Here is a 25,697-nt window from a genome sequence, read left to right as displayed (position 1 = left end):
ATCCGCCGCCGTGCGGTGCGCGCCGCACCGGCCGTCCTGCTGTGGGCGGTGCTCCTCACCGCTCCGGTCGCGGCCCTCCTGCTTTTGGACCCGGCGCCGTGGCATATGGTCGCGGCGGCCGCCGCACTGCTCCCGCTGCTGCCCGCCCTGCTGCTGGCGGTCCCGGTCGCCGTGGTGACCGACCGCCCCGTGCGCCGGGTGCTGCCCGCCACCCTGACCCCGCGCGGTCTGCGCGCGCTGCTCGGCGGTCTGGGCTCCGCGATCCCCGTCCCCGAGCCCCCCGGGGCCCGGCCGTCGATCGCCGCCCCCGTCCCGGTGGCGCTGCTGCTGGGAACGGTCGTGGTGTCCGGTGCCGCCTGGGGCGCCGCGGGGCCGGGCGCGCAGGCCCCGGGCGGCCCGGAGACCGTGCACATCGAGGCGTCCGACGGTGCCGAGCGCCGCTTCGCGGTGGACCTGGCCGTCCCCGACGAGGACGCCCGGGCGGACGCCCGGATCGGCGGCCACCAGGTGGACGCCTTCTGGCGGAGCGGCCCGGCCGAGGGCGCTCCCACCCTGTACCTGCGGGTGTGCCCGGTGGCGGACTCCTGTGAGGACGACGCCCCGGAGACACTGGACGTGACCGCCACCGGCCCCGAATCGATGCGGCTGGTCCTGCTCACCTGCGCGGAGACGGGCTGCCCGGAGTCCGGCCCGGGTACCGCACCGGAGCGCGGCCCCGAGGACGCGGACCCCGGGCCGGTGGCCCCCGCCGAAGCGGTCGCCCGCCGGACCGCCCCGGCACCCGAACCGGCCGACCCCGCCTGCTCGCCCCCGGACTGCGCACCGCGCGCCTGACCCCGCACCGCAACGCCCGGGGCAGCCGGGGGGCGACGAACGATGTCATCATCATCATTACGTTCGTCCTCTTCATCCCCCGGAGTTCCCCGTGTCCCTGTCGTCTCCGCCCCCGTCGTCTCCCCCGGCCCCGGTGTCCCCGGAGGTCCGCTCCCCCGCACCACCGCGCACACTCGCCCTGGTCCGCGAAGGCCTCCGACACGGCGGCGGGTCCCTGGTGGTGGCCGCGGCGCTGTTCTTCCTGCCCTGGTGGCTCCTGCTGAGCGTCACGATCATCGGCGAGGAGCTGTACCCCGTGGATCCCGAGACGGTGGGTCCGCTGGACGGCATCACCCTGGCGGCGGCGCTGTGCCAGTCGGTCGGGTTCCCGGTGTTCCTGGCGCTGGCCGCCCTGCTCGGGTTCGGGCACCGGGTGGGCCGCCCGGTCGGGTTCGGCCGAGCGCTGCTCGGCGTGCTCCGCCGTTTCCCGGCCCTGCTCATGTGGGTGCTGCTGTGCGGTGCCGTACCGGCCGTACTGCTCCTCGGGGCCGCCGCGCCCGCCCTGCTGTCCGGTCTCTCCCTGCCGGGGATCGCGGTCTCCGCGGTCCTGGTCCTGCTCTGCCTGCCCGTCCTGGCGGCCGTGTACCTTTCGCTGCCGACCGCGGTGCTGCACGGGCTCCCCCTGGGCGTGGGGATCCGCGACTCCTGGAGGATGGCGAAGGGGCGGCGGATCCGCTCCCTCCTGGTACTGCTGCTCTCCCTGTCGGTGACTCCGCTGAACGCCCTGCCGACCTCGCTCGCACCGGTCCTCGCGGACGACGCGGTCCTGGGGCTCCTGGTGGCCACGGCCGCCGAGATCCCGCTGGTCCTGCTTCTGCAACCGGTGGCGGCCCTGATGGCGGCCTCGCTCGCCGTCCCCCGCACGGCGCAGGGTTGACGGAGCCCCGGGGCGGTGCGCGGCGGACGCGCCGCCCGTCGGGATCAGCCCTTGAGCGCCCCGGCCGTCATACCTCCGCGCCGGAAGCGCCGGAGGTCGAGGACGGGGGCGGGGACGACGTCGATCTCCTCGCGGCGGGCCCCGGCGACGAAGAACCGGCCCACCCGCTCCACGGGTTCGGTGTCCCGGGCGTCGGCGACCGCGGTGGGGCCGGGGGTGCCGGCGGAGTGCTCGTCCCGGGTGGCCTCGGTGCCGCGGACCCCGGCGGCCCGGCCTCCGGGACCCCGTGCGGGACCCGGCCGGGGGCCGGTGAGCGGGAGAGCCCCGCCCTCCGGCGGGAGTCGGGTCACCCGGCGGCGAAGGTCCGGGGCCGCCCGCCCCGGCCCGGTGATCTCCGTCGCGCCCAGGGGGACGCCGGACACTTGACATTCATCGAGCGGGAGGGGCCGAGAAGTTGTCGCTAACGTTGACGGCACGACCCCGCCCCCGCCCCCGGCCGCGGCCGCGGCCGCCCGGCACGGGTACGAGAAGTGGAGAACGGCCATGAGCGAGACACCCCCCGCGCCCGACACGCGCAGACCCGCGAACGGGGCGTCACCGCCACGGCGGCGGGTCAACCGGCGCGAGCAGATCCTGCGCGCCGCCGCCGACGTGTTCGCCACCCAGGGGTTCCACAACACCTCGCTGGCCGACATCGCGACGATGCTCGACATCACTCCGGCCGGGGTCCTGCACCATTTCGGTTCCAAGACGGGTCTGCTCACGGCGGTGCTGGAGCTGCGCGACGACACCGACCCCGCGCCCGAGGGCAGCCCGATGCTGGACCACCTGGTGACCACCGCCGAGCGCAACTCCGAGCGTCCCGGCACCACCCAGCTGTACGCGGTGCTGTCGGCCGAGAGCGCCACCGAGGACCATCCCGCCCAGGACTGGTTCCGGAACCGCTACACGGTGCTGCGCCGGGAGATCGAGGACGCGATCCTGGACCGGTTGGGCCCCGGGCAGCGGGGTTCCGCCGGGGCGCCCGGACCCGGAGGGCACTCGCCGGCCGGGGCCGCGGCGGCCGCCGTCATAGCCGTCATGGACGGCCTCCAGGTGCAGTGGCTGCTGGACCCCGAGGCGGTGGACATGGCCCTGGTGACGGAGACGGTCATCGACGCCCTCGTGGCCCGGCTGGCCCGGGGCGAGTGAGCCGACCCGGGGTGGGAGTGACCCCGGGGCGGCCTGAAGAACGGCCCGTTCCGGATGTCCGGAACGGGCCGTTGCCGTACGAGGCCATGTCCCGTCGAGTGGTGCGAAAACGCCGACTGTTCGAACAGGAGCAGATCACTGACCAGCACGTTGTTGCCCTTGGGATTTCAGGGTCGAACGAAATCACACCACTCGGTGGGACACCACCCGTACGAACGCCCGGGGGCGCCGGGGACCGTGCGGTCCCCGGCGCCCCCGGGCGTTCGGAGCGGTGGAGCCTACTGCTCGCCGTGGACGGAGCCCGGCGGGACGGAGCCGTCGGTGACGTACTGCTCGCCGGTGACGCTCTCGGCCAGCCACTCGTCCCAGCTCAGCTGCCAGAAGCCCCAGCCGTTGTTCCACTCCTTGACGCGGTCGGTCCCGGTGGTGTCCAGGACGTCGCCCATCAGGGTGTTCTCGTAGAACCACAGGGCGTCGTCCATCCGCAGGTTGGTGCACCCGTTGGAGGTGTTCGCGACGCCGATGTTGCCGTTGTAGGACGCCTCGTGGACGAACTCGCCGCTGGTGGAGGTCCGCACCGCGTACTGGACGTCGACCTTGTAGGAGCCCGGGCTGCCCTCGGGGATGCCCACGGTGCTGGAGTCCATGGTCAGGTGCGTGTAGCGCTCCATGAGCACGTGGGTGCCGCTGCTGGTGGTGTCGAAGCGGCGGTTGGCCTTGCCGTTGCTCACCGGGATGGTGCGCTCGTGCTCACCGTCGACCGTCACGACCATCTCGTGGTCGGGGACGTTCATGGTCATGCGCATCTCGCGGCCGACCTCGAAGTCGATCTTGGTGTTGCGCACGCCGTAGACGCCCTCGGAGGCCTCGACCCCGGCCAGGTGCGCCTCGACGGAGACCTGCTGGTACGGCTCCCAGTAGTCCTCCGGGCGGAAGGCGACCCGCTTGTCGTCGAGCCAGCGCCACGATCCGGCGACACCCTGCTCGGAGGTGATGCTGATGGAGTTCTCGACCTGGGCCTTGTTGGTGACCGGCAGGTCGAAGGCCAGGACGATCGGCATGCCCACGCCGACGGTCTGGCCGTTCTCCGGATAGGTGCCGTAGGGGTCCAGCTCCAGGCGCTGGCCGGGCACGGCCGCCTCGGTGGTGAACTCCCGGACCAGCTCGGTGCTCTCGCCGGCCTCGTTCTCGGCCGTGGCCGTGACCGTGACCGTGGCGCCCGGACGCAGGTTCCAGTCGCTCGTCCACTCGTCGCCGTCACCGTTGAGGGTGCCGGTCATCTCGTACAGGGAGGGGTCTCCCTCCTCCCCCTCGCCCTCGGCGGCGGCCTCGTCCGGCACCACCTGGTCGACCCTGACGTCGGAGATCGTGCCGTTCTCCGCGGTCACCGTGATGGGGGTGTTGGGCGCGACCGTCTCGGCGCCGTCCTCGGGGGCGATGGCGAGGGTCGCGGGTTCGGCGTCGACGGCCGGGTCGGTGCTGTTGCTCTGCGTCTCGGCGCCACCGGAAGTGCAGGCGGTCGCCGCGAGTGCGAGCGCCGCCAGACCGATGCCGAATCGGCTGACCGCCGACGGGTGGGTCCTGCCCGTCACGTCTGGACCTCCATGTTTCACCTCGAACGCCATGTGTCTACGTCACCTAAGACGCGCATGTGCGGAAAAGGTTCTGAAATCCCACACATCGGTACGGGACGGTTATCCGGTAGGGGGAAGGACCGGAACCGATGACGATACACCCTGGGGGTACCCGGCCAAAGTCGTCCGTTACGAGATTAGGGCCACCCGTAAACCACCCTGTACACGCGGGGGCCCGCTGTCTAGAATCCTGAGCATTCGCTCAGGTTTTCGGGAGGTCGGATGCCGTGGCTGTGGCTGGCCGGGGCGATCATCCTGGAAGTGATCGCCACCACGTCGCTCAAGCTCTCCGAGGGTCTCACCCGCCCGCTGCCCTCGATCGTGGTCGCCGTCGGCTACGTCGGGGCCTTCTTCATGCTGAGCCGTGCGCTCAGCCGGGGCATGGACCTGGGCGTCGCCTACGGGGTCTGGGCCGCGGCCGGGATCGCCCTGGTGGCGGTCATCGGGGTCGTGCTCTTCTCCGAGTCGCTCACCTGGGTCCAGATCGGCGGCATCGCGCTCATCATCGGCGGCGTGATGGCCCTGGAGATGGGCGGCCGCCATTGAACGGGACCACGGGCGGGACCCCGACCACCGACGGGCGCAGGCTCAAGGGCGAGCGGCGCAGGCGGCTGCTCGTCGACGCCGTCCTGCGGGTCATCGGGCACGAGGGCGTGGCCGCGGTCACCCAGCGGCGGGTGGCGGCGGAGGCGGGTGTGCCGCCCAGCGCCGTCATGTACCACTACGCCTCGGTCGACGACCTGCTGCTGGCCGCCCTCACCCGTGTCAACGACTCCTACGTCTCCGCGCTGGAGGCGCTGGCACGGGATCCGCGGACGGCACCGCGCGGGCTGGCCGAGCTCGTCGCCGCGCCGGACCGCGAGCACCTGCGGGCCGAGTGCGAGCTGTTCCTGATGGCGGCGCGCCGCCCCGTGCTGCGCCCGGAGACCGAGCGCTGGAACCGCGCCGTGGACGTGTTCCTCACCCCCTACCTGGACGACCCGGTCGATCGGGCGGCCGCGGCCGCCGCCGTCGACGGGCTGTTCCTGCGCGGCTGCCTGGAGGACCCGCCGCCCGGGGTCGAGGAGGTGCACCGGATCATCGTGCGGCTCGTGTCGCCTCGGCGTAGCGGCCCGGCGAGACCCCGATGACCGCGGTGAACTCCCGGGTCAGGTGGGACTGGTCGCTGAACCCCAGGTCCACGGCCAGCCGCCCCCAGTCCGGCCGCTCCCCCAGCCGGGCCCGCTCGGCCGCCTCGTAGAAGCGGTACCGGCGGATCACCGTCTTGGGGGCCAGGCCCACGTGGTCGGAGAACCGGCGCTGCAACCGCCGCACGCCCAGCCCCTCGCGCCGTGCCAGCTCCGCGACCGTGGTGACCGACGGGTCGGCGGCCACCCGCTCGGCGATGTCGCGGGTGTCCTCGGCGGGGTGCCCGCCCGCGGGCGCCGCAGCGGCCAGGAACGCCTCCACCAGAGCCGTCAGCGGAACCGCCGCGGCCGGGTCGGCGGGGTCGAGGCGGCGTACCTCCCGCTCCAGCTCCGCGGCGCCGGGCAGGACCTCCCCCGCCGGGAGGGAGAGGTCGACCAGGTCGCTCAGGGGCCGGTCGGTGAAGGGGCGGAAACCCGCGGGCCGGAACATCACGCCCAGCGCCCAGCCGCGGCCGTCGAGGCACCGCCGGCCGACCCGCGTGGTGGGCCCGTGCACGGTCGCGGTGCCCGCGGTGAACACGAGGTTGACCACCGGGTGGGCCAGCACCCGCTGGGTGTACGGCTTCCGCAGCTCCCACGACGCGGTCCAGTGGCGGTCCACGAAGCGGGCGAGGCCGGGCGCGGGGTCGGCGCGGTCCAGCCGGAACCGGGTGAGCCCGCGGTCCGGGTCGAGGATCCCGCGCGCGTCCTCTGCCGCGGGTCGCACGTCCATGCCACCAGTGTGCCCCGGGGCTCCGACGGTCCCGGACCGCGGTGTCGCGTTCCTTCAAGACGGGGCGGAGCCGGTGCGACAGGATCGGAGGCGACCGCGAGAAGGAGCACGCCGTGAACGAGATCGCCGCACGCTACGCCCGCCTGTCCGACGCCTTCGCCGATGTGGTGGCGCGGGTCCCCGAGGAGCGCTGGGGGTCGCCCTCCCCGTGCGAGGGCTGGTCGGCCCGGGACGTGGTCGGGCACGTCGTGGACACCCAGGGCATGTTCCTGGGCCTGGTCGGCCGCGAGCTGGGCGACATCCCCGAGGCGGCCGACGACCCGGCCGCCGCCTGGGACGCCGCCCGCGCCGTGGTGCTGGCCGACCTGACCGACCCCGAGCGCGCACGGACCGGGTTCGACGGGCACTTCGGCCGCACCACGTTCGCCGAGGCGGTGGACCGGTTCCTCGGCTTCGACCTGATCGTGCACCGCTGGGACCTGGCCCGCGCCACCGGCCTGGACGAGCGCATCGACCCCGACGACGTGCGCTGGGCCCGCGCGGCCACCGAGTTCTTCGGTGACTCCCTGCGCTCCGAGGGCGTCTGCGGCACCGAACTCACCCCGCCCGCCGACGCCGACGAACAGACCCGCCTCCTCGCCCATCTCGGCCGCCGCGCCTGGTAGCCCCCGCCCGGCGCCGGTCGGGGTCGCCCACGGCCCGACCGCACCCCGCGGTCCGCGGCGGTGCCCCGCCGTGGTCACGGTCGCCCCGCCGGTCTCCGGCGGGGCGGGGTCATGGCCGCTGGTGGGCGGCGTCGCGGGCGACGCCGACGAGGAGGCGCAGTACGAGGAGGGCGGCGGCGGCCAGGAGCAGCCAGGCGGCGCCGTTGAGGAGCTGGGCGCGGACGGTCATCTCCGCCCACTCCACGTGGGGCCCGTCGGTGACGTTGAACAGCCCCACCGACATCATGCCGGTGGCCACGGCCAGCACGGTGAGAACCGCCTGGCGGGCGAGCCCGCTGAGCAGCCTGCGGTCCTCGGGATGGGCGAACGGGCGCACCTGGATCGTGAACCGGCCCCTGTGCAGCTGGTCGGTGATCCGGTCCAGCCTGCGCGGGAGCCGTCGCAGCGTGGGCAGCAGCGCGACGATCTCGTCCACCGCCAGGTCGCGCAGCGCCTCCCCGCGCAGCTGCTCCGACATGCGCTCCCCGGCGAACCGCTTGGCCTCGGCGACGGTGTCGAACCCCGGCGACAGGTGTACCAGCGTGCCCTCCAGGGTGGCCAGGGCGCGGAACACCGCGGCCAGTTCCGCCGGGAGGGTGAGCCCGAACCGGGTGACGAGGAGCAGCAGTTCGGTGAACATCCGCATGCTCGCCGTCATCCCGCCCTGTAGGTGGCGGGCCATGAACTGGCCCAGCGCCCGGCGCAGCCGCTCCCCGTCCACCCCGTCCGGGTCGGTGACCACATCCAACAGGGTGTCGGTGAGCAGCACGGCATCGCGCCGGTCCAGCGCCACCAGCATGAGCCGCAGCGCCTCCCGGGTCTGGCCGTCCAGCCGCCCCACCGACCCGTAGTCGAGCAGGCCCACCCCGCCGTCGTCGAGCAGCAGGATGTTGCCCGGGTGCGGGTCGGCGTGGAAGATGCCGCTGATCATCACCTGCTCCAGCAGGCAGTCCAGCAGGGCGCGGGCGATCCCCTCCCCGTCGACGTCGGCGGGGTCGACGGCGCCCACGGAGACGCCGTGCAGCCGCTCCATCACCAGGATCCGCTTGCCCGTGTAGGTGTCGTACACCTTGGGGATGCGGACCCGCGAGTCCGGCGCGGCCTCGGCGACGGCGGCGATGTTGGTCGCCTCGACCTCGAAGTCCAGCTCCTCCAGCAGCGCCTCGGCGAACCCCTCCGCCAGGTCCACCACCCCGATGGCCGGCCCCCAGTCGGTGTACTCGTCGAAGCGGGCGGCCAGCCGCCGGATGATGTCGAGGTCCCGCTGGACCACCGGGGCGATCCCCGGCCGCTGCACCTTGACCACCACCTCCTCGCCGTCGACGAGCCGGGCGGTGTGCGCCTGGGCGATGGACGCCGCGGCCAGCGGCTCGGCGGAGAACTCGGCGAACACCTCGTCCACGGGGCGGCCCAGCCCGTGCTCGACCACCTCCCGGATCCGCTCCGCCGGTATGGGGGCGACCTCGCTGTGCAGGCGTCCCAGCTCCTCGACGAACACCGGTGGCAGCAGGTCGCGCCGGGTGGCCAGCACCTGCCCGAGCTTGACGAACACCACCCCGGCCTCCTCCATGGAGCGGGCCAGCGACCGGGCCAGCCGCCGCTGGGTGGAGGTGTCCTCGCCGTCCTCGCGGCGCCCGGTGACGTAGCCCCACAGCCCGTGCCGGGCCAGGATCCACGTGATCTGCCGGTAGCGGCGCACCCGCCCGAACCAGTCGACCACCGCCCGGACCGCCTGTAGCGGGCGTGGCCGGGTACCGCGGGGGACGGCCAGCTCCAGGCCGACGAAGGCGAGCATCGCGACGACCGCGGACATCGCCAGCACCACGATGACGTACCCCGGGGTCGGGGAGATGGGGGACGCCTGCTCCATCAACCGCTCCGGGGAGCCGTAGTACAGCAGGGCGCCCACGGCCGATCCCAGGACCAGCCCGACCAGCCCGGCCAGCAGCAGCCGGGGCACGCTGAAGGGGACCCCCATCATCCGGCTGGCCAACAGGCCCACGCCGATCATCATGAGGACGAAGAACATCAGGGAGAAGAGTTGGAGGATCCCTTCCCCCACGTAGACCATCGCGAGGTTCACGGTCGGGGACTCGCTTTCCGGCGGCAGCCGGTCGGGAGGCGGCGGCGCGAAGGCCCGCCACGGCACCTTCGCCCTTGTTCCGATTGCAGCTTGCCAGGTCCGGGGCGCGGACGGCACCGGTGCCCCCGGCCTGTGGAAAACCCCGGGCACGCGGCGGGCCGGGGCTCCCCACGAACCCCGGCCCGCCGCGCTCTCAGGTGCGGATCAGCAGGTCAGCTCCCAGGAGCACTCCAGCTCACCGGTCTCCGCGCCCGGCGCGCCCTCGGGGACCCGGGCGCCCTGCGTCCGCAGCGCCGCCCCGTGGCCCAGGTGCTCGGCCAGCCGGACCGCGACCGCGTCCTGCACCGCGATGGGCGCCGGGCCGGTGTGCCCGTTGTTGACGACGGAGAAGACCAGGCCGTCACCGCCGTCGGTGCCGGGCACGTACCCGGACAGGCCGCTGACCCCGCTCATCGTGCCGGTCTTGGCGCTCACCACGCCCTGGGCCGCGGTGCCCGCCATGCGGTTGCGCAGCGTGCCCCCGACGAAGGGGTCGGTGACCCCGGCGACCGGCAGCGACGCCTCCCACACCGGGAACCAGTCGGCCCCGCGCGCGGCGGACAGCAGCCCCGTGACCGCGGACGCGGTCACCCGGTCGGTACGGGAGAGCCCGGAACCGTCGTGGAACACGACGCCCTCGGTGTCCACGCCCAGCCCGGCCACGGCCTCGGCGACACCGGCCCGGCCGGCCTCCCAGGTGCCCTCGCCCGCGGTCTCCCGGCCGATGGCCTTGATCAGCATCTCGGCGTGTCCGTTGTTGCTGAACTTCATGAACGGCACCAGGATCTCGGACAGCTCCGCCGAGGTGTGGTCGGCGACCACGCGCGTGTTCAGGTCCGCGGGGACCTCGCCCTGCTCGGTCCCGCCGCGCACCGTGACGCCGTGCTCCTCCAGCGCCTGCTCGAACAGGTGCCCGGCCAGCGCGGCGGGCTCGTCCACCGTGCGCAGCACGGCGACCGGGGCGGCGCCCTGCGGGATCGACCCGGTCACCACGATGGTGTTGGTGCCCACCGGCCGGTCCACGGCCAGGGTGTTGCCGCTGCCGGGCTCACCGGTCACGGCCCGGTTGTCCAGCTCCATGTAGCCCTCGGCGGCGCCCAGGTCCACGGTGGGCGCCCCGCCCTGGGCGGCGGCGGTGACGGTGACCTCGGTGACGCCGGTGTCGAACCGGTCCCCGTGGGCGACGGTGAGCGCGGAGATCTGCGCCGAGTAGGCGTAGGGCTCGTCCTCCGGCCACCAGTCGTCCACCAGGCGCTCGTCGTCGAACCAGGTGTCGTCGGCGACCACGTCGCCCTTGACGACCCTGACCCCGGAGGCGGCCACGTCGGCGGCCAGCGCGTCGATGTCGGCGGCCGTCAGGGTGGGGTCGCCGCCGCCGACCAGGTACACGTCCTCGACCACGCGCGGGCGGCCGTACCGGGCGGGGATGACGGCCTCGGTGGCGAAGGTGCGGTCCGTGCCCAGGACCTCCAGCGCGGCGGCGGACGTGAACAGCTTCATGTTGGAGGCGGGAACGTAGGGGGTGCCCGCGTCGCGGGAGTACAGCTCCTCGCCCGTCACCGGGTCGAGGACGACCACGCCCGCGTCGGCGACGGAGGGGTCGTCCAGGATCTCATCCAGGTCGGCGCGCAGATCGGCAGCGGTGTCCTCCGCGACCGGCTCGGCGTGGGCGGGGGCGGCGAAGAGGCTGAGCGGCAGCAGGGCGGCCACCGCCGCTGCGGCCCACCGGGGGCGGGGGTCCGCCAGGGGGGTCGGGGCTCTCATGGATCTCCAAAGGCTCGGACGGAAGACCACGAACCTAACGGAATCTCACCACGGGTCGCCACGCGCACACGCCGGGAGCACGAATCCCCTTTTCGATCCCGTCGCAGACCAGAGCAGACGCCGCCGTTTATTACACCCCAAAGAAGGCCACATACGGACAAAAAGGAATCCTGTCCCGAACCCGGCGCGGCGGTGCCGGGAGGTCGCCCTCCCGGCACCGCCGCGGATCCCGCCTTCGCCGTTCCCGGCCCGAACAGCCCCGGGAACGGTGGCCCGGGATCAGATCAGCTCCACCACCTGCGAGTAGTGGCAGGCGTCCCGGTGCCCGGTGCCCCGGTCCAGCAGGTCCGGCGGCTCCTCCACGCACAGGTTCCGCTGCTCGTCGCTCAGGTCGTTGGCGAACTTCGGGCAGCGCGTCCGGAACCGGCACCCCGAGGGCGGATCGGCCGGACTGGGCACATCACCCGTGACCACGATCCGCTCCCGGGTCCGCTCCTTGACCGGGTCCGGCAGCGGGATCGCCGAGATGAGCGCCTGGGTGTACGGGTGCGCCGGAGCGCTGAAGAGCTCCTCCGTCGTCCCGGTCTCCACGATCTTTCCGAGGTACATCACGGCCACCCGGTCGGCGATGTGCCGGACCACCGACAGGTCGTGCGAGACGAACAGGTAGGACAGGCCCAGCTCATCCTGGAGGTCCTCCAGGAGGTTGATCACCCCGGCCTGGATCGACACGTCCAGCGCCGACACCGGCTCGTCCAGGATGAGCACCTTCGGGTTGAGCGACAGCGCACGGGCGATGCCGATGCGCTGGCGCTGGCCGCCGGAGAACTCGTGCGGGTAGCGGGAGCCGTGCTCGGGGTTGAGCCCGACCAGCTCCAGCAGCTCCTTGACCCGCTGCTTGGCGCCCTTGCCCCGCCCGTGGATCTGCATGGGCTCGGCGACGATGTCCGAGACCGTCATGCGCGGGTCCAGGGACGCGAACGGGTCCTGGAACACCAGTTGCAGATCGCGCCGCAGCGGCCGCATCTGGGCGTCGCTGAGTGAGTGCAGCGGCTGCCCCATGTAGGTGACCTCGCCCGACGTCTGCCGGATGAGCTGGAGCAGCAGGCGCGCCGTGGTGGACTTGCCGCAGCCGGACTCCCCGACCAGTGCGAGGGTCTCGTGCTCGCGCAGCTCCAGGGAGATGCCCGAGACCGCCTGGACCTCGCCGATCTTGCGCCGCAGGATGCCCTTGGAGCGGATCGGGAAGTTCTTCACCAGGTCGACCGCGGACAGCAGCACCTCGGGCGGAGCCGCGTCCGTTCGCTCCCCGCCGTGCCCGGCGGCCTCGGCGCCCCCGGTCCCGTCGGGTCCCGCGGCGGTCTCCGCGGCCGGTGCGGTGGCCTGGAACAGGTCCTCCGGCCGGGCGTCCACCAGTTGCTCACCGAAGTGGCAGGCGGCGGTATGGCGCCGGAACGGGTCCGGGTCGTCCCCGTCCACGGCCGCCTCCAGGGCCGGCTCCGTGGTGAAGCAGACGTCCTGGGCCATCGGGCAGCGCGGCGCGAACCCGCACCCGGCCGGGAGGTCGAGCAGCGATGGCGGCGTCCCCAGGATGGGGGTGAGCTTCTCGCTGCGCGCCTCGTCCATCCGCGGCAGCGACCCCAGCAGCCCCAGCGCGTAGGGCATCCGGGGCCGGTAGAAGACGTCCTCGACGGTCCCGGTCTCCACCAGGCGGCCCGCGTACATCACGGCCACCCGGTCCACGTGCCCGGCGACCACGCCGAGGTCGTGGGTGATCAGCACCAGGGCCGCGCCGGTCTCCTTGCGCGCCGTCTCCAGGGCCTCCAGCACCTGGGCCTGGACCGTCACGTCCAGGGCGGTGGTGGGCTCGTCGGCGATGATCACGTCGGGGTCGTTGGCCATCGCGATGGCGATGACGACCCGCTGGCGCATACCGCCGGAGAGCTCGTGGGGGTACTGGTCGACGCGCCGGTCCGGGTGGGGGATGCCCACCTTGTCGAGCAGCTCGACCGCCCGCGCCCGGGCCTGCTGCTTGGTCACCTTGCGGTGGGTGAGCACCGCCTCGGCGATCTGGTAGCCGATGGTGTACACCGGGTTCAGCGAGGTCAGCGGGTCCTGGAAGATCATGGCGATCTTGTCGCCGCGCACCTTGCTGATCTGGGCGTCGTTGAGGCCGATGACCTCCTGTCCGAGCACCCGGGCCGAGCCGGACACCTTGGCGGTCTTGGGCAGCAGGCCCATGATCGCCATGGAGGTCACCGACTTGCCCGAGCCGGACTCGCCGACGATGCCCAGGGCCTCGCCCCTGCGCACCCGGTAGGACACCCCGCGCACGGCCCGCAGGGGGCCGTCCTCCGAGGAGAAGGTGACGTTGAGGTCCTGGACGTCCAGGACGATGTCCGTGTCGACGGTCGCGGTGGCGCCGTCGTTGATGTTCTCCGTCGTGGTCATCGCCGCACCATCGTCTGTCGTGGGTCGAGGGCGTCCCGCAGCCCGTCACCGATGAAGTTGATCGTCAGGCAGATGAGGACGATCAGCACACCGGGCGGGTAGAACAGCCAGGGCCGGGTGAAGGCGGCGGTGCGCGCGCTCTCCACCATCTTCCCGAGCGAGATGTCGGGAGGCTGGATGCCGAACCCGATGAAGGACAGGCCCGCCTCCGTCAGCACCGCGACCGCGATGAGCAGTGTGGCGGCGACGATGATCGGCCCCGCGGCGTTGGGCAGCAGGTGCCGGAAGATGATCCGGGTGGCCCGGGCCCCGGCCGCGCGCGCCGCCTCGATGAACTCCTGCTCGCGCAGGGAGAGCACCACACCGCGGACCACGCGGGCGACGGTCGCCCACGAGAACAGGCACATGATGAGCGCCACCGCGTACCAGGTGGTGCCGCCGCGGACCGCGCCGTTGATGGAGGCGACGGCGACGATGAGCGGGATGATGAGGAAGATGTCCGCGATCCGCATCATGATCGCGTCGGTGCGCCCGCGGTAGTACCCCGCGACCGCGCCCCAGGTCGCTCCCACGACGGTGGAGACGATCGCGACGGTCAGGGCGACCTTGAGGGACTGCTGGGCGCCGCGCATGGTCTGCGCGAACACGTCGGTGCCCTGCTTGGTGGTGCCGAAGGGGTGCTCCAGGCTCGGCCCCGCGTTGCTGGGGATGTCCGAGTCCACGGTGTAGCCCCACGGCCAGACCAGGGGCCCGAGGAAGGCGAAGGCGACGATCAGCCCCAGGAGCACCAGGCTGATCATGGCGGCGCGGTGTCGGCGGAACCGGCGCCAGATGATCTGGATCTGGGTGAGGTCCCCGCCCTTGTTCACCGGCTTCGCCGGGCCGTCCGGGGGACCGTCGGCCGTCGCGACGCGACTCTGCATTTCACTCATAGCGGATCCTCGGGTCGAGAACGCCGTACAGGATGTCGGCGACGAGGTTGGCGAGCACCACGAGCGTGCCGCTCAGCATGAGCCAGGACATGATCGCGAACGCGTCCTGTGCCTTGACCGCCTCGATGAAGAAGTAACCGAGACCGCGCCACTGGAAGATCGTCTCGGTGATGACGACACCCTCGATGATGCCGACGACGCCGATGGTCGCCACCGTCACCAGGGGGATGAGCGCGGTCCGCAGGGCGTGGCGGCGTACCACGACGCGGTTGGGCACGCCCTTGGCCCTGGCCAGCCGGACGTAGTCGCTGTTGAGCACTTCCAGCATGGAAGTGCGCTGGTAGCGGCTCCAGGCGGCGAAGCTGGTGAGCATCAGGGTGATGGTGGGGAGCACGAGGTGCCCGGCGGAGTCGAGGAAGTACTCCCAGCCGGTCATGTTGCTCACCCGGGCCGAGTTGGCCCCGATGGTGAAGAAGAAGCCGGTGCCCGTGGTCTGGTTGAACCACAGGCCGCCCTCCTTGATCAGCGCGCCCAGCCAGAAGGTCGGCATGGCCAGGGCGAGGAAGCCGATGAAGGTCAGGGTGTAGTCGAGCTTGGAGTACTGGCGCATGGCGCTGACCACGCCGGAGAGGACGGCCAGGCCCAGTGCCGCGATGATCGCGGCGGTCACGAGGCGGATGGTGACGTAGATGCTGTCCGAGAGCTCCTCGCCGATGTCGAACGCCCCGCCGCGGACGGAGGGTCCGAACTGGCCCTGGAGCAGGCCGATGTCACCGTTTCCGCCGATCCCCGTCATCCAGAGCCAGTACCGCTCCGGGATCGACCGGTCGAGGTAGTAGCGGGCCTCGGCGGCGGCGATGACCTCTTCCGAGGGGGGAGGCTGCTGCATGCGCAGATCCGAGAGCGGGTCGCCGCTCAGGTCCACCATGAGGAAGACCAGGACCGACGCCGCCAGGAGCACTGGGATCGCCACGGCGAGGCGACGCGCGGTGTATACGAGCATGGGAAGGTCCTTCGATGAGCGCTCCGGAACCCGGGGCGGGGGCCTCCCGGCCGTCGACCGGCCGGAAGGCCCCGTCCGCGCGGAGCGGCGCCCGGGGGTGCTCCCCCGCGACGCCGCTCCGCCGGGATATCACCCGTGCGTTCCGTGTGGAGCGGAGTGATCCGTTGGGGAGCGCTATTCGACCGCGGCCCACTCGTGCTGGTTCCACAGCGCCCGGCGGGACTGGGAGTTGTTGTCCGTGACGTTGCCGAGGTAGGTGGTGTCGTAGAAGAAGTAGGCCGGGGTGTCCACGATCGGGAGCACGTAGGCCTCCTCGGCCACGATCGCGGCCGCCTCGTTGGCCAGCACGGCGGACTCCTCCGGGGAGGGGACGTTCATGGCGGCCTCGACCAGCTCGTCGACCTCGTCGTTGGAGTAGCCGCCGAAGTTGCTGCCGCTCTCGCTGAACCAGTACTGGTGGGGGGAGCTGTAGAAGTCCGGCGTGGTGCTCCAGCCGAAGATCATCAGGTCGTAGTCGGCCTCGAAGAGGGTGCCGCCCAGGTCGTCGGTGGTCTCGATCTCGGCGGTGACGCCGATCTCGGCCAGGTCGGCCTGGATCAGCTCGGCGATGATCTCGCGGGCGACGTGGCCGGCGGTGTAGCGCAGGCGCAGCGCCGGGACGGCCTCGCCGTCCAGCGTGAGGGACTCGCCGTCGAGCTCGTAGCCGGCCTCCTCCAGGATCTCCATGGCGGCGTCGGCGTCGCCGGCACCCTGGCCGGTCGGGGTGATGACGTCCTCGTGGAACTCGCTGGTGGTGGAGAACACGTGGTTGGTGCGCGGCTCGACCTCGGGGAACTTCTCACCGTAGGTGCGGGTGGCGATGTTCTCGACGTCGATGGCGGTGAAGATCGCCTGGCGCAGCGCGACGTCGCTCAGGGCCTCGTTCTGCGTGTTGAGGTCCAGGTGCTCCCAGCTGCCGCCGGACTGCACGCCGTACTCGACGTTCTCCAGGCTTTCGAGCTGGGTGAGGACGTCGTCGGACCAGGTGGCCGGGGAGGAGCCCTGGACCTCGCCGTTGGTCAGGGCCGCGACCCAGCTGCTCTCCTCGGTGTTGACCTCCAGGATGATCTCCTGGATCTCGGGCTGCTCGCCGTAGTACTCCTCGTTGGCGACCTTGACGATCCGGCCGTCGAGCTCCGGAGCGCCGTCGAAGATGTACTGGGCGCCCGAGATGGTGAGCGGGTTGTCGTTGAAGTAGTTCGAGGACTCCAGCATGCCCTCGGGGGTGTCGAGGTCGAAGCCCTCGGCCTCCGCCACGTGCGAGGGGTACAGGCCGTCACCGGCGAAGGTGAACCAGCCGGGGTGCTGTGAGCCCTCCTTCATGGTGACCGTGACGGTCTTGCCGTCCTCGGAGCCCTCGACGCTCTCGAACAGGGTCTCCAGGGTGGCGCCGCGGGAGTTGCACTGCTCGGCGCACAGCTCGTCGTCGCCGCTGTTCATCTTCCAGGCCCAGATGAAGTCGTCGGCGGTGATGGGCTCGCCGTCGCTCCAGTTGGCGTCCGGGTTGATCTCGTACGTCCAGGAGAGGGGGTCCTCCTCGCTGAGCGTCGGCTCGTTGACGATCAGGTCGGTGTTCCACTCCCACTGGCCCTCGGGGCTCCAGTACCCCGGAACCGGGAGGATGCCGTGGACCATCTGGATGAGGTAGACCGAACCGCCCTCGGGCGTGTTGTGGTTCCACGCGCTGCCCGGCTGGCTGATGATCCAGGTGACCGACGTCGCGTCACCGCCCCCGGCGCCGTCCTCGGGCGGGGAACAGGCGCTCACCGCGAGCACCGCTGAAACACCGACGGCCGCAGCCCCCAGCATTTTCCTACGAATCTGCATCAGTCACACCCTTGATCACTAATACGAACCTTCAGTGGGGGATCGAGTGGTTCGCACAGTCCCCACCGAACTTAGGCGATTAGTCGTTCAGAAGACCATCGAGCGAAATGTCTGTATAGCCCCAATGCCGGATTCGTGACCCATCCGCAACCGGTTCGCGCCCATCGACCTCGGGCGTCGACATCACACGACAACACCTCCGTAACACGGCGATGTACTCCACGTTTCCCCAGGCCAGAAGGCACCTCACAAACAGGGACCGAGTACCGGTGATTCGGTCGCACCAGAAATGGGAAGGCGCAAAACCATTGCGGTCAACGCCGTTTACTTAAAGGTAAACGATGTTTGACTACCCAAAGCTCCCATTTGATTACCGAACCAAAAACGGACATACGAACACGAACAGCTCGAAAGTGCGAAAAGATCCATCCGGCCATCGATGTCCATTCGGAGGGGAAGCGGATCATAGAAACATAGGATGACATGATGTTAAAAGGGTCCAGTGGCATGCCGCCCCCGACCCGCAGTTCCGGGAGACACCCCGCGCCGCCCGCCCGCAGGTCGCGGGCCCGCTCATGGAAAGCCCGTCGTTCCGGTGTCCGAAACCACCGTGGGCACCCCCGCGGAGCCGATAAAGTCGACAGCGGCGGCGACCACCGCCCAACCCCAGACCGCAGCGAGGAAGGCCCCTGCCGTGTCCGAAACAGTGCGCCTCGTCTGTCCCTCGGGCCGCAAGCACGCGGAGCTGTGGGGCGGCTATCTGCTGGCGGCCCTGGGCGTCGTGTCCATCGCGGTCGACCCCGCCCACTGGGCCAACGTCACGCTCGGCGTCCTGCTGCTGCTCCTCGGCGGCGGGCTCGCGGCCCACGGCCACCTCTTCGTCAAGGCCCCCGTGCTGGAGGTCTCCGACGGGGAGTTCCGCTACCGGCGCGGCAAGTACGAGGTCAGCGTGCCCTTCGGGGACATCGGCTCCTACCACCTGCTGCCCGGGGGCGTGCGCTCCCTGGGCCTGTGCGACACCGCGGGCCGCCCCAAGCGGTTCCCCTCGCTACAGAGCCGCCGTACCTCCCGCGCCTACCTGCCGTTGACCCAGAGCACCAGCCCCGCCAAGGTCGAGGCGTTCATGGCGATGGCCGGCATCCCGCCGCGCAAGCGTTCGCTGACCTCCTGACGGCTCCGCCCTCGGCGGTCCCCCGCGGAGTTCCCGGCCGGCCGGGTAACGGCCCGCCCGAAAACCGTGCACACAACGGTACGCAGCCGGACGACTCAGGTCACATCGGCCCAATACGCACCACACGCCCCACGGACATACCGTTGCAAGCCCGGGTCATCTACCCTCGGTTGCGTGACGCAGTCCAGAATCACCGCCATCCTGACCGTTGCGGGGATGCTCGCGGCCATGTGGGTCTTCGAGGTCCTCGACTTCTTCATGTTCGGATCCCTCGACTACCGGTTCGGCTTGCGCTCCTGGGACACCGGGGCCCCCTGGGCCGTCCTCACCGCGCCGTTCATGCACGGCAACTTCCAGCACCTCATCGGCAACTCGCTGCCCTTCCTCGTGCTGGGCTCTCTCGTCGCCTTCAGCGGGCTGTCCCGCTTCCTGTCGACCACCCTGATCGTCATGGCCGTCAGCGGTGTCGGGATCTGGTTCTTCAGCGCCCCCGCCACCGTCACCGTGGGCGCCAGCGGGCTGGTCTTCGGCTACTTCGGCTACACCGTCCTGCGCGGCATCATCGAGCGCAAGACCGTCGACATCGTCATCATGATCTGCGTCGTCCTCTTCTACGGCACGATGATCTGGGGCGTGCTCCCGCAGTACCCCGGAGTGTCCTGGCAGGCGCACCTGTTCGGCTTCATCGGCGGTCTGATCGCCGCGTACGTCCTCCCCAGGCGGGAGAGGCGGCGCCAGATCGACCAGCGGCAGCAGCCCGGGGCGCAGGGCGGCTACTACGCCCCCTGACCCGGCCCGCACACGCCGAAGGGCCCCTCCCACCCCCGGGAGGGGCCCTTCGGCGTTCCCACGCGCGACGCGGGTCCTAGAACTCCAGACCCTCGGCGGCGTCGCCCAGGGTGCGCTCCAGGAACTCGGGGTTGTCCGAGAGCCAGACGCGGGCGCCCTCCAGCTGGTCCTCCGCGTAGTCCTCCAGGACGACCACCTCAAGGGTGGCCAGCTCCTCGTCGTTCATCTCCCAGGCCTGCATCCACTCGGTGAGCTCGGGGAAGTCCTCGCCGAAGCCCGCACGGCCCACCGCGTGGATCTCCTCGGACCCGCCCATGAGGCCCTCGGGGTCCTCCAGGTCCTTCAGGTCGTGCTTGGCGTAGACCGGGTGCGGACGCCACAGGGTGACGACGATCGGCTCCTCCTCGGCGATCGCCGAGTCCAGCTCCGCGAGCATCGCCGCGGTGGACGACTCGATCAGCTCGTAGTCGCCGTCCAGGCCGTAGCCCGGCATCGCCTCTTCCTTGGTGACCCGCGTCAGACCCGCGCCCGACTCGATGCCGACGATGCGGCCGTCGAACTCGTCGGCGATGCCCTCCAGGTCGGCGATGGTGTTCACGTCCTCCAGGTAGGAGGGCACCGTGATGGTCAGCTTGGCGTTGTCGTACCAGGTGCCGAGGTCTTCGAGGTCGTCGCCGTAGTCCTCCCAGTAGTCGGCGTGGGTGACCGGCAGCCAGGTGTCCAGGTACATGTCCAGGTCGCCGTTGGCGGTGCCCTGGTACATCGGGGCGACGTCCACGTCGGTGACCGTGACGTCGTACCCCTTCTCCTCCAGGATGACCTGCCACAACGCGGTGACCGCGATGCCCTCCTCCCAGGCGATCCTGCCGATCTCGATCTCCTGGGCGTCGCCACCGCCCTCGCCCTCGCCGGGACCGGTCAGGTCCTGTTCGCCGCCACCGCCGCAGGCGGTGAGGAGCAGGGCGGCGGTCATACCGGCGGCGGACAGCGCAGAGGTGCGCTTTCGGGTGTGCATCTTGGTGATCCTTCCCTAGGAAATTCCGGAACCGGCGGGCCGTGTGCGACCGGCCCGCCGGGGTGGGGCGCTCAGGACGACGAGACGGCGGCGCGCCCCTGCGGGCTCTTGCGGGTGACCGCCGCGGTGAGGCGGTCCAGGAAGATGGCGAGGACGACGACGGCGATGCCGGCCTCGAAGCCCAGTGCGCCGTCATTGCGGCTGATGCCCTGGTAGACCTGGCTGCCCAGGCCGCCGGCGCCGACCATGCCGGCGATGACGACCATGGACAGGCCCAGCATGATGACCTGGTTGACGCCGGCCATGATGGTCGGCATCGCCAGGGGCAGCTGGATGCCGGTGAGGATCTTGCGGCCCGGGGCGCCGAACGCCTCGCCCGCCTCCACCAGTTCCCTGTCGATCTGGCGGATGCCCAGCTCCGTGAGGCGCACGCCCGGGGGCATCGCGAACACGATGGTCGCGACCACGCCGGGGACCGAGCCGATGGAGAAGAAGAAGATCGCCGGGATCAGGTACACGAACGCGGGCAGCGTCTGCATCAGGTCCAGGACCGGCTTGACGATCTTGCTGACCAGGTCGTTGTAGGCGGCCAGGACGCCGATCGGGATCGCGATGGCCACCGCGATGGCGCTGGCGACCAGGACCAGGCCCAGGGTGTCCATGGCGTTGTCCCACTGGCCGACCGAGGCCACCAGGGACAGCGCGAGCAGCCCGAAGACGCCCATCCTCCAGCCCGCCACCGAGTACGCGAGCAGGCTCAGCAGGAGGATCATCAGCAGGGACCTGGGCTCGGTGACGAGCATGGGCAGCAGCAGCCAGCCCAGGAGGATCGCGGCCAGCCAGCCGCCGGCCACGATCGCGGTGCGCTTGCGCGAGGCCGCGTTCACCGCCCCCAGCACCGTGACCGCCGCCAGGAACAGCAGCGAGACGACGAAGTAGGAGTCGACGTACTGGTCGAACAGGTTCATCGCCCACAGGAACAGGAAGGGCGGAAGATTGTTGATGACCGTGTCCACCAGGCCGAACCACGCCTGGAGGATGTAGAGCACCGAGACGGCGCCGACGGTCACCGCCAACCGGACGCGGTGCGAGCGCAGCAGCGGGACCGCGATGAGCACCGCGGCGATGAACGTGAGCTGGGCGGCCGCCGGGTCGGAGAAGAAGCCCGACAGGACGGACACGGCCCAGCGGATGAAGTCGCCGATGGCGTCGAAGACCGGGCCGAAGTGGGCCTTGAGCCAGGTGTTGAACGCCTCGAAGCCCTCACCGATCGGCAGGGCGGGCGGGAAGTCCACGGGGGTCACGACCGCTCCCTCCCCGACGCGAGGGCGGCGAGCACGGACGTGCGCGAGGCGGTGCCCAGCACGCTGCCGTCCTCGTCGACCACGCGGACGAGTTCGGATTCGGCCATGTCGGTGTACAGGTCGGCGATCGGGGTGTCGGCCGCGACCTTCGGCGCGCTCGCGCCCGCGGTGGCCTTGTGGTCCAGGGCCGCTGCGGCGGTCAGCACACGGGTCCGGTCGACGTCCTCGGTGAACCGCTCGACGTAGTCGTTGGCGGGCTCGTTGAGGATCTCCTGCGCGGTGCCGATCTGGGCGACCCGGCCGTCCCGGAGCACGCAGATGCGGTCTCCCAGGCGCATGGCCTCGTTGAGGTCGTGGGTGATGAAGATGATGGTCTTGCCCAGCGAGTCCTGGAGTTCCAGGAGCTGGGTCTGCATGTCCCGCCGGATCAGCGGGTCGAGGGCGCTGAACGCCTCGTCCATCAGGATGATGTCGGTGTCGGCGGCCAGGGCGCGGGCCAGGCCGACACGCTGCTGCATGCCGCCCGACAGCTGGTGCGGGAACTTGTCCTCCCAGCCGGCCAGGCCGACCAGCTCCAGGGTCTCGCTCGCGCGGGCGGTCCGCTCGGGGCGGGGCTCGCCGCGCAGCTCCAGGCCGTAGGCGGCGTTCTCCAGCACCGTCCGGTGCGGCAGCAGGGCGAAGTGCTGGAAGACCATGCTGATCTTCTGGCCGCGCAGCTTCAGGAGTTCCTTCTTGCCCAGGGTCGTGATGTCGACGCCGTCGACCTCCACCGAGCCCGAGGTGGGTTCCAGCAGGCCGTTGAGCATGCGGATGAGTGTGGACTTGCCCGAACCGGACAGGCCCATGACGACGAAGATCTCGCCCGGCTCGACGTCGAAGGAGACGTCGATGACCGCGGCGGTCACGTCGAGGTCGGCGATGGTGTCGCGGTGACTTCCGTCGGCGAGCCGCTCGACGGCGGCTCCGGCCTGTCTACCGAACACCTTGTACAAGTGGTCTGCGCGTACTGCTGGCACGGTCTCCTCTACGGGGCTGTCCCGGCCGCGGAGCAGACCGGCTTCCCCGATCGCCGCCCGCGGCTCGTCAGGCGGCCGGTCCGCGCAGGGCCCCCCGGTGCGCACCCCTGACGGGGTTGGACCAGCACCTGGTTCACGTCGGGGGGCAACGTTACCGAGATGCGTACCCACAGTTCAGACGGTTGGTCACCAGCAGATAACAGGTTTAAACGGCATAAAAACGGTCCGTCGACCATGCCGGGGGTTTGCATCGCCGCAGGACAGCGATATGTGATCTATACCACACAACATCTTGGCGTGACACTGGTCACATATGCGTGACAGGGGCGTAATACGACGGTCCGTGCCAACGCAACAACATACCGTCATGACCCCGGATGCGACAGACCCCGGCCTCGAAGAGCCGGGGTGTCGGGTCAGGACTCGATGCGCGTACGGGTGAACTTCAGGTGCGAACGCGACGGCGTCGGACCCCGCTGCCCCTGGTAGCGCGAACCGTACTGCGCGGAACCGTAGGGGTGCTCGGCCGGCGAGGTCAGCCGGAACATGCACAGCTGGCCGATCTTCATCCCGGGGTACAGCTTGATCGGCAGCGTCGCCACGTTGGACAGCTCCAGGGTCACGTGCCCGGAGAAGCCGGGGTCGATGAACCCGGCCGTGGAGTGGGTCAGCAGCCCCAGCCGCCCGAGCGAGCTCTTGCCCTCCAGCCGGCTGGCGATGTCGTCGGGCAGCGTCACCACCTCGTAGGTGGACGCCAGCACGAACTCCCCGGGGTGGAGGATGAAGGCCTCGTCGGGATCGGTCTCCACCAACCGGGTCAGGTCCGGCTGCTCGATGGAGGGATCGATGTGCGGGTACTTGTGGTTCTCGAAGACCCGGAAGAACCGGTCCAGGCGCACGTCGATGCTGGACGGCTGGACCAGGCCGGGGTCGAAGGGGTCGATCCGGACCCGCCCGGAATCGATTTCGGACCTGATATCGCGATCGGAGAGCAACACGCTCCGAACCTACCGCCTGGCCGAAACCACCAGGGCGAACACCGACCGAACACCGGCACCCGACACGGACTCCCGGCTCCGACTTGCCGTCGGGCCCCCGAAGTGGGCTAGGATGGCAACTGTTGACCGGCCGTTGAGGCGGCGGGCACACGCGGATGTAGTTCAATGGCAGAACTTCAGCTTCCCAAGCTGATAGCGCGGGTTCGATTCCCGTCATCCGCTCCATACGAAAGACGGCCCCTGGACAGCGAAGATCCTTCGCACACCAGGGGCCGTCTCCGCGTTCCGGGTGCACCAGCGGGTGCACGGGGGCCCGGATGACGCGCCCCGCTCCCGTCATACACCCCCGTTTCGGGGTGCACGCGGGTGTACAACCTCGGTAGCCAGGCTCCAATGAGCATTTTTCATCCTGAACGCGCAGGTCACAGCCTCGTACCAGCTCGCCCTGAGCACCCCTGACAGCAAGAAGCCCCTGGTAGATGGATTAACGACCAAGAAAACCCGCCCCACCAGAGGCTCCACATGCTGTTCTACCGTGCCGCGCTATCCCTGTCACGCCGGACCCTGAACCTGGCCGCCCGCACCATCCGAGCCCACCGCAAGAACACCGGTTCTCGATGGCGCCGCCTCGACCCGGCCACCCAAGCCCTGCTCGTCCTGGTCCACCTGCACAAGGGCGAACCGTTCGCCCACCTCGCGGCCGGTTTCGGCGTCAGCACCACCACCGCCTGGCGCTACGTGCACGAGACCACGGCCCTGCCCGCCGCCCGGGCACCCACCCTGGAACAGGGCCTGCGCCGCGCCCGCCGCAAGGGCTGGGGATACGTGATCGTCGACGGCACCCTCATCGCCTGCGACCGGGTAGCGGCCGACCGGCCCTTCTACTCCGGCAAGCACAAACAGCACGGCATGAACATCCAGGTCGTCGCAGCCCCCGACGGCGAACCCCTCTGGACATCGTGGTCGCTGCCCGGGGCGGTGCACGACACCCGGGCCGCCAGGGTATGGAAGATCACCGAACGCATCAGAGCCGCGGGCCTCATCGGCCTCGGTGACAAGGGCTACGTCGGGCTATCCGACGTGGTGTTCTGCCCGTTCAAGGGCCGGGGCAAGCCGCAATGGAAGAAGGACGCCAACTCCGCCCACGCCAAGCTCCGCAGCCCGGGTGAACGCGCGATCGCCCAGCTCAAGCAGTGGGACATCCTGCGCCGCCTACGCTGCTGCCCACAACGCGCAGGCCAGATCACCCGCGCGGTGTTGGTCCTTCAACTCCGAGAAGCAGGATGAAAAAGGCTCAATAAACCAGGCACGAAACAGCCTCGGCATGCCCGACCACGCACGGATCGTGTTCGGGCTGGCGCCACGGTCTCCGGCGGTGAGCCACTTGGCCGCCGTTCCCACCCCAGCGCACACATCACGAATGGCACTCCGGCAACGTGCATCTGCCCGGTCCACACCCCAGGCCAGTGATGCGGCGGTCCAGGAGTCCACCGCCAGGCAGCCCCAGGTCTTCGAGCCGAACCGAAGAGCCGTGCCCGCATCACTCCATGCCATTTTCCTCTGTCTCCTCCCGCAGCTTCGCGTGAAGCCAGTCAGGGATGTTCTCGGGATCCCTCGGAAAGTACTTTAGGTCGTTGGTGAAGGCTTTGGCGGTGGCGAAAGTCAGGCCTGGGTCATCGTCGTAGTTGTAGTGGACTTTGAACTTACCGGGGCGTGTGATAACGCATTCCAAAGAGAACCAGGTTCCCTTGCACTCCACGTACATCCCAGCCCGAAGCTTGTCCAAGTAAATTCCGATCATTGCATCGGCTCGGAATGTCTTTGTGCTCCCATCCTCGTATTCAACTACCGCCGAGCTATTTCCCATATCCACGACGGATGCGCTCGTATAGATTATACGATTCCAGCCTTCGGGGGCGGTGGATAGGATCTTGGATCCGACTTCCTTCAATATTTCCCGCCGCTCCCCCGGCGGCATGTCTCCTTTTTTGAATCCGTGGGTCTGCATGAGTCTCCTATTTTTCGAAAGGCGGAAGGTTATTGTATCGAAGCCGTTTCATTTCAACACCGTTGAGGGACCAGTTAACA

The 25,697-nt window shown here is 70.4% G+C and carries 23 protein-coding genes and 1 tRNA gene; 10 read left to right on the top strand and 14 right to left on the bottom strand.

What is annotated here, in order from left to right:
* Both QJS33_RS04840 and QJS33_RS04835 read left to right on the top strand, forming a co-directional pair.
* Nucleotides 1–834: hypothetical protein (locus tag QJS33_RS04840; RefSeq protein WP_306366623.1), on the top strand; the 834-nt coding region annotated here is incomplete at its 5' end.
* 91 nt (nucleotides 835–925) lie between these two features.
* Nucleotides 926–1,750, top strand: coding sequence for a hypothetical protein (locus QJS33_RS04835; RefSeq protein WP_306366622.1), 825 nt, complete (start codon nucleotides 926–928; stop codon nucleotides 1,748–1,750).
* Between the two features lie 44 nt (nucleotides 1,751–1,794).
* Here the strand turns inward: QJS33_RS04835 and QJS33_RS04830 are convergent, their stop codons facing one another.
* Nucleotides 1,795–2,172 (bottom strand): hypothetical protein, encoded by a 378-nt coding sequence (locus QJS33_RS04830; RefSeq protein ID WP_306366621.1) that lies wholly within the window; start codon nucleotides 2,170–2,172, stop codon nucleotides 1,795–1,797.
* 121 nt (nucleotides 2,173–2,293) lie between these two features.
* Here QJS33_RS04830 and QJS33_RS04825 point away from each other — a divergent pair, with 121 nt between their 5' ends.
* Entirely contained in the window at nucleotides 2,294–2,941 is a 648-nt protein-coding gene (locus QJS33_RS04825) for a TetR/AcrR family transcriptional regulator (protein ID WP_306366620.1), read from the top strand.
* A 278-nt stretch (nucleotides 2,942–3,219) separates the two neighbouring features.
* Here QJS33_RS04825 and QJS33_RS04820 read toward each other — a convergent pair whose 3' ends face one another.
* Entirely contained in the window at nucleotides 3,220–4,533 is a 1,314-nt protein-coding gene (locus tag QJS33_RS04820; protein WP_306366619.1) for an Ig-like domain-containing protein, read from the bottom strand.
* A gap of 264 nt (nucleotides 4,534–4,797) precedes the next feature.
* On the opposite strand from QJS33_RS04820, the gene QJS33_RS04815 reads away from it, so the two are divergent.
* Both QJS33_RS04815 and QJS33_RS04810 read left to right on the top strand, forming a co-directional pair.
* Nucleotides 4,798–5,121, top strand: coding sequence for a multidrug efflux SMR transporter (locus QJS33_RS04815; protein ID WP_306366618.1), 324 nt, complete (start codon nucleotides 4,798–4,800; stop codon nucleotides 5,119–5,121).
* Nucleotides 5,118–5,705: a TetR/AcrR family transcriptional regulator gene (locus QJS33_RS04810; RefSeq protein WP_306366617.1), complete on the top strand. Its 588-nt coding sequence runs from the start codon at nucleotides 5,118–5,120 to the stop codon at nucleotides 5,703–5,705. The genes QJS33_RS04815 and QJS33_RS04810 overlap by 4 nt, the downstream gene beginning before the upstream one ends.
* Here the strand turns inward: QJS33_RS04810 and QJS33_RS04805 are convergent.
* Entirely contained in the window at nucleotides 5,653–6,474 is an 822-nt protein-coding gene (locus QJS33_RS04805) for a helix-turn-helix transcriptional regulator (RefSeq protein WP_306366616.1), read from the bottom strand. The two genes, QJS33_RS04810 and QJS33_RS04805, sit on opposite strands and share 53 nt — an antisense overlap.
* Nucleotides 6,475–6,587: 113 nt before the next feature.
* On the opposite strand from QJS33_RS04805, the gene QJS33_RS04800 reads away from it, so the two are divergent.
* The gene (locus tag QJS33_RS04800) at nucleotides 6,588–7,139 is read left to right on the top strand and encodes a TIGR03086 family metal-binding protein (RefSeq protein ID WP_306366615.1); all 552 of its coding nucleotides are present in this window, start codon (nucleotides 6,588–6,590) and stop codon (nucleotides 7,137–7,139) included.
* Nucleotides 7,140–7,248: 109 nt separating this feature from the next.
* Here QJS33_RS04800 and QJS33_RS04795 read toward each other — a convergent pair whose 3' ends face one another.
* The 6 genes from QJS33_RS04795 to QJS33_RS04770 form a co-directional block, all read right to left on the bottom strand.
* Nucleotides 7,249–9,249: an AarF/ABC1/UbiB kinase family protein gene (locus QJS33_RS04795; protein WP_306366633.1), complete on the bottom strand. Its 2,001-nt coding sequence runs from the start codon at nucleotides 9,247–9,249 to the stop codon at nucleotides 7,249–7,251.
* A gap of 216 nt (nucleotides 9,250–9,465) precedes the next feature.
* On the bottom strand, nucleotides 9,466–11,064 hold the full coding sequence (gene dacB / locus QJS33_RS04790) for a D-alanyl-D-alanine carboxypeptidase/D-alanyl-D-alanine-endopeptidase (RefSeq protein WP_306366614.1): 1,599 nt from the start codon (nucleotides 11,062–11,064) through the stop codon (nucleotides 9,466–9,468).
* 279 nt (nucleotides 11,065–11,343) lie between these two features.
* Nucleotides 11,344–13,515 carry an ABC transporter ATP-binding protein gene (locus tag QJS33_RS04785; protein ID WP_306366613.1) on the bottom strand — a complete coding sequence of 724 codons (2,172 nt, stop codon included), beginning with the start codon at nucleotides 13,513–13,515 and terminating at the stop codon, nucleotides 11,344–11,346.
* Nucleotides 13,512–14,447, bottom strand: coding sequence for an ABC transporter permease (locus tag QJS33_RS04780; RefSeq protein WP_306366612.1), 936 nt, complete (start codon nucleotides 14,445–14,447; stop codon nucleotides 13,512–13,514). The genes QJS33_RS04785 and QJS33_RS04780 overlap by 4 nt, the downstream gene beginning before the upstream one ends.
* On the bottom strand, nucleotides 14,440–15,450 hold the full coding sequence (locus QJS33_RS04775) for an ABC transporter permease (protein WP_306366611.1): 1,011 nt from the start codon (nucleotides 15,448–15,450) through the stop codon (nucleotides 14,440–14,442). The genes QJS33_RS04780 and QJS33_RS04775 overlap by 8 nt, the downstream gene beginning before the upstream one ends.
* 174 nt (nucleotides 15,451–15,624) lie before the next feature.
* Complete coding sequence (locus QJS33_RS04770; protein ID WP_306366610.1) at nucleotides 15,625–17,316, bottom strand: ABC transporter family substrate-binding protein; 1,692 nt, start codon at nucleotides 17,314–17,316, stop codon at nucleotides 15,625–15,627.
* Between the two features lie 694 nt (nucleotides 17,317–18,010).
* Between QJS33_RS04770 and QJS33_RS04765 the strand changes: the two genes are divergently transcribed.
* Both QJS33_RS04765 and QJS33_RS04760 read left to right on the top strand, forming a co-directional pair.
* Complete coding sequence (locus QJS33_RS04765) at nucleotides 18,011–18,487, top strand: hypothetical protein (protein WP_306366609.1); 477 nt, start codon at nucleotides 18,011–18,013, stop codon at nucleotides 18,485–18,487.
* Nucleotides 18,488–18,661: 174 nt separating this feature from the next.
* Nucleotides 18,662–19,276 carry a rhomboid family intramembrane serine protease gene (locus tag QJS33_RS04760; RefSeq protein WP_306366608.1) on the top strand — a complete coding sequence of 205 codons (615 nt, stop codon included), beginning with the start codon at nucleotides 18,662–18,664 and terminating at the stop codon, nucleotides 19,274–19,276.
* A gap of 76 nt (nucleotides 19,277–19,352) precedes the next feature.
* On the opposite strand, the gene QJS33_RS04755 is transcribed toward QJS33_RS04760, so the two are convergent.
* The 4 genes from QJS33_RS04755 to dcd form a co-directional block, all read right to left on the bottom strand.
* Nucleotides 19,353–20,291, bottom strand: a complete 939-nt coding sequence (locus tag QJS33_RS04755) for a glycine betaine ABC transporter substrate-binding protein (RefSeq protein WP_306366607.1) — start codon at nucleotides 20,289–20,291, stop codon at nucleotides 19,353–19,355.
* A gap of 71 nt (nucleotides 20,292–20,362) precedes the next feature.
* Nucleotides 20,363–21,595: a proline/glycine betaine ABC transporter permease gene (locus QJS33_RS04750; protein WP_306366606.1), complete on the bottom strand. Its 1,233-nt coding sequence runs from the start codon at nucleotides 21,593–21,595 to the stop codon at nucleotides 20,363–20,365.
* Nucleotides 21,592–22,587, bottom strand: a complete 996-nt coding sequence (locus tag QJS33_RS04745; protein WP_306366632.1) for a glycine betaine/L-proline ABC transporter ATP-binding protein — start codon at nucleotides 22,585–22,587, stop codon at nucleotides 21,592–21,594. The genes QJS33_RS04750 and QJS33_RS04745 overlap by 4 nt, the downstream gene beginning before the upstream one ends.
* A 440-nt stretch (nucleotides 22,588–23,027) precedes the next feature.
* The gene (dcd, locus tag QJS33_RS04740) at nucleotides 23,028–23,609 is read right to left on the bottom strand and encodes a dCTP deaminase (RefSeq protein WP_306366605.1); all 582 of its coding nucleotides are present in this window, start codon (nucleotides 23,607–23,609) and stop codon (nucleotides 23,028–23,030) included.
* A gap of 151 nt (nucleotides 23,610–23,760) precedes the next feature.
* Here dcd and QJS33_RS04735 point away from each other — a divergent pair.
* A tRNA-Gly gene (locus QJS33_RS04735) sits at nucleotides 23,761–23,834 on the top strand.
* Nucleotides 23,835–24,131: 297 nt separating this feature from the next.
* Entirely contained in the window at nucleotides 24,132–24,896 is a 765-nt protein-coding gene (locus QJS33_RS04730; RefSeq protein ID WP_306366604.1) for a transposase family protein, read from the top strand.
* A gap of 253 nt (nucleotides 24,897–25,149) precedes the next feature.
* On the opposite strand, the gene QJS33_RS04725 is transcribed toward QJS33_RS04730, so the two are convergent.
* Nucleotides 25,150–25,617 carry a hypothetical protein gene (locus QJS33_RS04725; protein WP_306366603.1) on the bottom strand — a complete coding sequence of 156 codons (468 nt, stop codon included), beginning with the start codon at nucleotides 25,615–25,617 and terminating at the stop codon, nucleotides 25,150–25,152.
* Between the last annotated feature and the right edge of the window lie 80 nt (nucleotides 25,618–25,697).

This window comes from Nocardiopsis sp. CC223A (assembly GCF_030766825.1).
Taxonomy (GTDB): Bacteria; Actinomycetota; Actinomycetes; order Streptosporangiales; family Streptosporangiaceae; genus Nocardiopsis.
Note: the sequence above shows the minus strand (reverse complement) of the source record. Positions and strands in the feature narration are given on the sequence as shown.

Coding starts and splice junctions, on each gene's coding strand:
- QJS33_RS04825 (WP_306366620.1), top strand. CDS start 2,294: ATGAGCGAGACACCCCCCGCGCCCGACACGCGCAGACCCGCGAACGGG.
- QJS33_RS04815 (WP_306366618.1), top strand. CDS start 4,798: ATGCCGTGGCTGTGGCTGGCCGGGGCGATCATCCTGGAAGTGATCGCC.
- QJS33_RS04805 (WP_306366616.1), bottom strand. CDS start 6,474: ATGGACGTGCGACCCGCGGCAGAGGACGCGCGCGGGATCCTCGACCCG.
- QJS33_RS04795 (WP_306366633.1), bottom strand. CDS start 9,249: ATGGTCTACGTGGGGGAAGGGATCCTCCAACTCTTCTCCCTGATGTTC.
- dacB (WP_306366614.1), bottom strand. CDS start 11,064: ATGAGAGCCCCGACCCCCCTGGCGGACCCCCGCCCCCGGTGGGCCGCA.
- QJS33_RS04785 (WP_306366613.1), bottom strand. CDS start 13,515: ATGACCACGACGGAGAACATCAACGACGGCGCCACCGCGACCGTCGAC.
- QJS33_RS04780 (WP_306366612.1), bottom strand. CDS start 14,447: ATGAGTGAAATGCAGAGTCGCGTCGCGACGGCCGACGGTCCCCCGGAC.
- QJS33_RS04775 (WP_306366611.1), bottom strand. CDS start 15,450: ATGCTCGTATACACCGCGCGTCGCCTCGCCGTGGCGATCCCAGTGCTC.
- QJS33_RS04770 (WP_306366610.1), bottom strand. CDS start 17,316: ATGCAGATTCGTAGGAAAATGCTGGGGGCTGCGGCCGTCGGTGTTTCA.
- QJS33_RS04755 (WP_306366607.1), bottom strand. CDS start 20,291: ATGCACACCCGAAAGCGCACCTCTGCGCTGTCCGCCGCCGGTATGACC.
- QJS33_RS04730 (WP_306366604.1), top strand. CDS start 24,132: ATGCTGTTCTACCGTGCCGCGCTATCCCTGTCACGCCGGACCCTGAAC.
- QJS33_RS04725 (WP_306366603.1), bottom strand. CDS start 25,617: ATGCAGACCCACGGATTCAAAAAAGGAGACATGCCGCCGGGGGAGCGG.